Origin of the sequence: Psychrobacter sp. CAL346-MNA-CIBAN-0220 (genome assembly GCF_040309805.1) — a bacterium.
Lineage (GTDB): Bacteria > Pseudomonadota > Gammaproteobacteria > Pseudomonadales > Moraxellaceae > Psychrobacter.
The window spans coordinates 1-5,778 of the sequence record NZ_JBEOPF010000012.1 but is presented as its reverse complement, the minus strand read 5'-3'; the positions used below and the strand labels follow the sequence as shown (position 1 = coordinate 5,778).

The following is a 5,778-nucleotide window of genomic DNA, read 5'->3' as shown; positions in this document are numbered from 1 at the left end:
ACGACCGCAGTTAAACGAGTATCCAGTCGCTTACTCATTTTAATGGTTCCAAGAAGCTCTTTTAATAACTCAAACATCATCCCTTCTATCTTTTGGTTGTGAGCAGAGATCAATTGCTTTTCAATGAAAGAGATATACAACAACGTTTTTTCGTCCATTGCAAAATGAATCTCGTCTAGTGACAGTTGTAAAAAATCTATGTTTTCTATATTTGCTACTAAAAATCGAAAGTCTTCTCTTGCCTGAAATTGATGATAAATACCTTTCTTGATGACTAATGCTTCCCCATAAGAAACTTTGATAGTTCGATCACCAATTATCATGCTAATGTCACCCATTAATGGCATAAGAACTTGATAGTAATCATGAGTATGTCCATTCAGTTGACTGTCATACGTTCTGATAAATAGATTATTTATTAGTTCAATATTTCTCATGAGTTGTACTTACTGCTAGAATATTTATAGTTGATAGATTATCAAGAGAGTGTAGCAAGAAAAACAGCCCCCAATTAATAAAGTATTATTTTACAACGTGTAATGGTTGTGTCTCTCTGACTAAGAGCGCGTTTTCGAGAACTGTGATATATTCACCTAACGGTTCATATTTCCCAATTCTCAAAACACGTTGGGGACACCCCAAACCCCAAAAAACCAAGCTCCAAATAGGCAGTCGTTATGGCGATATTCATGGCAAGCACCAAATCGGTATCGAGAGCAAAAGGACAAAGTGCGATTGCTGCTGCTGCTTATCGTGCCGGTGACAAATTGCTTGATGAAGATAAAGAACATGGAAAAACGCACGACTATCAAAAACGCAGTGGCGTACTAAGCGCCGATATTATTCTGCCGTCTGCCTTAGCTAATAGCGAGATTGGCAGAGCCGAATTATGGAACATGGCGGAGCGCAACGAGACCAGAAAAAATAGTCGCGTGGCTCGTGAATGGCTGATTGCCTTACCCCATGAATTGAGTGAACAGGATCGTAAGGACTTAGCCCATGATTTCGCCAGAACCTTAGCCGATAGATACCAAGTAATCGCAGATTGTGCGATCCATGTGCCAACCGATAAAGAAATCGAGCGCGGTGCAAGCCCTCTTAATTTTCATGCCCATATTTTATTGACCACGCGCACAGCCACCATTGACGATGACGGCAAAATTGTCTTAACCAAAGATAAAGCTGATAGCGAAATATCAGACGATGACCGCAGAAAGAAAGGCTTACCACGCATGAGCGTGGAGGTTAAAGCTGTGCGCGAGCTGTGGGAGCTTACTGCCAATAAAGTGCTGGAAGCAAAAGGGCATCATTTAATCGACAGCCGTAGTTATAAGTCACAAGGTATCGACCTAGTGCCACAACTCAAGATGGGCAAAGACGCGACACACATGGAGCGTAAAGGAATACCGACCGAGAAAGGGCTGTTTAACCGTGAGATTATCCGGTCTAACGAGTTGGTTTGGAACAAACACCTAGACGACAACCAAAAAATCAATACTAAAGCGGATCGAACCATTGCAGACCTAAGCGAAAGCAAGCTATTCATCGTCCCAACTGCCCCTAAACCTGACTTTAAGCAAAGAAAAGTCACTAAGGAGAGTATAGACAGCACCAACGATGCAGTAAATAAGCTTAAAACAATACGACTTAACCGCGAGAAAGCACACCAAGCCGAGCAAGAACGCCTAAGACAACAGCAAATAGCTGCTATTGCACAAAAAAAGCAAGAACAGGCAGACCAAGAGAAGCTAGAGCGTGAGCAGCGCAGAGAGCAAACACGCGAAAGGATTGCTATGGAAACACGGCAATTTAATCAGCACTTCAAGCGACTAGCACAGCAACTCATTAAATTTGATAAGCCACACTTGAAGAAAATAGACCCAGACAGCGAGTTTGGACAGCATCTTGTGGCTATTGTAGCCGCAGATACCCTTATGAGAGACCTTAAAAGCTATCAACGCGAACCTAGTACCACAAAGCACCAACGAGAGCTTGCAGAGATTCAATACGAGCGTTTAGGCAACACCCTTATCGTGCAATCGCAATCCGCATTAGATAGTAGCAAAAGCACACGACACAGCGTGACGCAAAAAGAGTATACAGCGGCATTAAAGGGCACTTTTGATGCTATCGTACCTGAGCATAAGCAAAACCTCTCTCAAACGCAGCAGGAGCGCCTACAGAGCGTCTCAGCAGCCATTAATGACCATAGCTATGATATCAATCGCAGTCGTGGCATGACACTAGGATTTTAGATATGACCGACAACGCCCAGTCGATGCAAATAGAAGAATTGGTGCTTCTCCTTCACGCGCTTATTGAACAAGATCAAGAGCTACTAGCAGACAATAAGGCACAAGCACAAGCCAATGAAGAATATGCACAGCAACTATCCGCACAGGTTAAGAAGCTAACTGAGCTATTAAAAACATACCAAGACAAAGAACAACTAATCATAGATAACACCAGTCAGGTACTCAAAAACAATATAAATGCAGCCTTCCAAAAAAACCAAAAAGGCTATCATGCGCTAATAGATCAAGGCTTTACCATCCATATAGACACAGCAACTCAAAAGCTCTCAACGGTTGCCACTAAGATTGAAAAGCAATTTGAGGATCTTGAGACGGCTGCTGCTAACTCAAAAACTGAATTTGAGCGCAGACAGGGTTATTTTAAGTTTTATGAAGATACCTACGATAAGCAAAGTAAGAAGCTACAAGAGAGTGTAGACAAAACACTAACTAAGGTTGCAAAAGATACCAAAGACAAGCTTGATGATGTTGGCAGTGATTTTAGCTATCACTTAGTAAAACATCTTAGCTGGAAGGTAACTGCTATGCTTGGTGGCGTCTGTCTTTCAATCATGCTGCTAACGTTTGGTTCAGCTTGGTTGTTTGTTCCTAGCAAAGATGAAATTATTCAAAGGAAAGCTGAATACAATGCTCTTGATGATGCTCAATTATTTAATAAAGTGATTCAAGCTGATGATGGCTACTATGCAGAAGTAGATAAAACCAACTGTAGAGATGATTTTAAATCTAAATTGTTCAGTAATTCAAATTGGTGCAAATTTAAGTAACTATAAACCTAATTCCTAGTAGTAGAAAACAGCTTTTTATTTTTTAGTTATCAACAACCAATAATGCTTTTAATGCTTTTAATGCTTTTAAATGCTTTTAAGCACTCCACAGCCCTTGCCCTTACTGGCTTACATCGACCATTAAGGGACGTTTAGTTACCCATTAAGGGACGTTTAGTTACCCATTAAGGGACGTTTAGTTACCCATTAAGGGACGTTTAGTTACCCTTACGGGACTAATATATAGTTGTCCCGTAAGGGACTTAATGTTATTGTGTCACTTAATAATAACAGGGAAGTAATCTCGTGAGTAAAGGTAATTTAGTCGTTAAAACAAATCAGCTTAATTCAGCATTACAGAATTTATCTTTGCCTGAAATACGTATTGTTCAATTGGCAATTGTAGATGCTAGAGAAACCAATACAGGGCTAAGCACCGACAAGCCATTACGCATTGATGCTTTACGCTATGCTGAGATGTTTGAAACCACTCGGCAGAATGGCTATAAGCGTATGAAAGAAGCTGAGGAAACGTTATTTAATAGGCGTTTTAGCTATATTGACGATAACGGAAAAATTGTTAAATCTCGTTGGATACAACAAGTCCGATATCTTGATGACGAGGGCGCAATCGAATTAGTTTTTACCCTTGCCGTAGTCAATGGCATTAGCCGCATTGATGGTGCAGAAGATTTTTTTACTTCATACCTGCTTGAGCAAACCGCCAGTATGGACAGTATTTACTCCGTTAGGCTTTATGAATTGTTAGTACAGTGGAAAGCTGCCAAGCAGACTCCAATGTTTGCGCTTGATAAGTTTAGAGATCAATTGGGTGTTGGTATCGAAGAATATAAAGCTATGAACGATTTTAAAAAGCGCGTACTGCTAGTAGCTATTGATGAAATCAACGAAAAATCAGATATTAAAATCAGTTATGAGCAAGTTAAAAAAGGTCGGAGCATAGCTGGTTTTAAATTCAAAGTATTAACTAAAGAAAAACCGAAAAATACAAAGCAAGAAAGCGTTAGAGATAGTCATACAGCAGATATGTTCACCATTGAAGGGCTAAATGATAAACAGCTAGGACGTATCGTTCGCAACCCTGCTTTTATGGCAGAATACAATCATTTAGTAACCCCGACTAGCGCAGCTGGGCAGTCGCAACAGGGATGGGATTTTGAGATGATTAATCGTCTTAAAAAAGACGCTTCTCAGTTTAACAAGCGCCCAATCAAAGACTATCTTGACTACTAGGATCTCAAAGATTTGTTACCAGCTTATTTTATATATATAACTCTCTAAATGTGTTATTGGCTACTTTTAGTAGATTTTTGAGTCTGATAAATGAACAAACTTGCACAGACTAATAGGACACCAAAAATAGTTAATGTACTCAAAGTAGTGTCAAAAATCAGACTCTCCAAGATCATTGTCAGTAAAGGCAATAAAAAGAATAACGTGCTTACTTTATCTGCGGAGCTATATTTGAGCATAAGCATTAATAGCAAATAAGCACCTACAGAAACGACTGCACCCATCCATACCAATGACAGCAAAGAGTAAGCATTGACCTCAAAAGACAATCCTTGATAAACAATCACAGCCGAGAATATCAAGAATGAAAAAATAGTCTGGATCAATAAGGTTAAAATAGGCGGCGTTTTAACCTTAGCTTGAGCGATAGTACCAAACGTGATGGATAGCAACGCCAGTACAGAAAGTACGATACCTGATACATTGATTTTATCGACGCTATGATAGCCTAATGTAGACAATACCAAGCCTGAAAAACAAATCGCTAATAGTATGACATTTTTAACGCTAACCGTGTTTCCACTTAATAGTGACGTTATAATCGGCTGTATACCAAGCACAAGTATAATGATGCCAAGGGATAGCCCCGTATTGATAGCTGAGAAATAAAAGGTTAAATAGAATACTTGCAGCAATAGACCTGAAAATATAATACCCTTGACCTGATCCTTCTTAAGCTCAGTAATGTCTATTTTTTTATGAGTAGATTTTAGATATATGGCTAGTAGCAGTGACAAAGCGATTGCTGATCTTAAAAATAAAAAGCTCCAAGAGTCTGTATATTGCAAACCAACTTTTGCAAAGATGGCACCGCCACTCCATATTGCCAAAAAGCCTATAGGTGCAGCAATATTTACAATATTCTGCTTCGACCGAGTGTGAATATCCAATTGCACTTCCTTACCTAGCGTACATTTATATCATGTGGCTATGGTAATGAAATTGATGCTCAAAGGTTTGTCGGAATAGATTGAAATATGTGCTGATTAGCTGATTGTTGGGTGCTTCATATTCTGATTGTGACAGCGAAGTCTATATGGAGTCTGATGATAGACAGTAGAGAAACGACGTATAAATGCAGACACGTTATCGTAACCGCACCTCTCAGCCACAATCGTAATAGGTGTATCGGTATTTAGGATGAGACCAAGAGCAGCTTGCATACGAAGGTCGGTAATATAAGCATTAGGCGTACAACCAAGATGTTCCTTAAACAAGACTTTAAACTGACTTTCACTGAGACAGGCGATCTCAGCTAGTGATTTTACCGTATGGTTGGTGGCAATATTCGTTTTCAAAGTATAAACGACCGCAGTTAAACGAGTATCCAGTCGCTTACTCATTTTAATGGTTCCAAGAAGCTCTTTTAATAACTCAAACAT

At 39.6% G+C, this 5,778-nt stretch carries 5 protein-coding genes and 1 pseudogene; 3 read left to right on the top strand and 3 right to left on the bottom strand.

Annotated features, from left to right (window positions below):
- A pseudogene (locus tag AAEY88_RS12410) lies at positions 1 to 437 on the bottom strand (AraC family transcriptional regulator); the annotation flags it as partial.
- A 252-nt stretch (positions 438 to 689) separates the two neighbouring features.
- On the opposite strand from AAEY88_RS12410, the gene AAEY88_RS12405 reads away from it, so the two are divergent.
- The 3 genes from AAEY88_RS12405 to repM all read left to right on the top strand — a co-directional run bounded on the left by AAEY88_RS12405 (position 690) and on the right by repM (position 4,336).
- Entirely contained in the window at positions 690 to 2,255 is a 1,566-nt protein-coding gene (locus AAEY88_RS12405; protein ID WP_350562868.1) for a MobA/MobL family protein, read from the top strand.
- Positions 2,256 to 2,257: 2 nt separating this feature from the next.
- Positions 2,258 to 3,082, top strand: coding sequence for a hypothetical protein (locus tag AAEY88_RS12400; protein WP_350562866.1), 825 nt, complete (start codon positions 2,258 to 2,260; stop codon positions 3,080 to 3,082).
- 306 nt (positions 3,083 to 3,388) lie between these two features.
- Positions 3,389 to 4,336, top strand: a complete 948-nt coding sequence (gene repM / locus AAEY88_RS12395; RefSeq protein WP_181716629.1) for a replication initiation protein RepM — start codon at positions 3,389 to 3,391, stop codon at positions 4,334 to 4,336.
- Positions 4,337 to 4,389: 53 nt separating this feature from the next.
- On the opposite strand, the gene AAEY88_RS12390 is transcribed toward repM, so the two are convergent.
- Positions 4,390 to 5,286, bottom strand: coding sequence for a DMT family transporter (locus AAEY88_RS12390; protein WP_350562863.1), 897 nt, complete (start codon positions 5,284 to 5,286; stop codon positions 4,390 to 4,392).
- A gap of 96 nt (positions 5,287 to 5,382) precedes the next feature.
- A partial coding sequence (locus tag AAEY88_RS12385; protein WP_350562861.1) for a helix-turn-helix transcriptional regulator occupies positions 5,383 to 5,778 on the bottom strand: 396 nt, incomplete at its 5' end.

Coding starts and splice junctions, on each gene's coding strand:
- AAEY88_RS12405 (WP_350562868.1), top strand. CDS start 690: ATGGCAAGCACCAAATCGGTATCGAGAGCAAAAGGACAAAGTGCGATT.
- AAEY88_RS12400 (WP_350562866.1), top strand. CDS start 2,258: ATGACCGACAACGCCCAGTCGATGCAAATAGAAGAATTGGTGCTTCTC.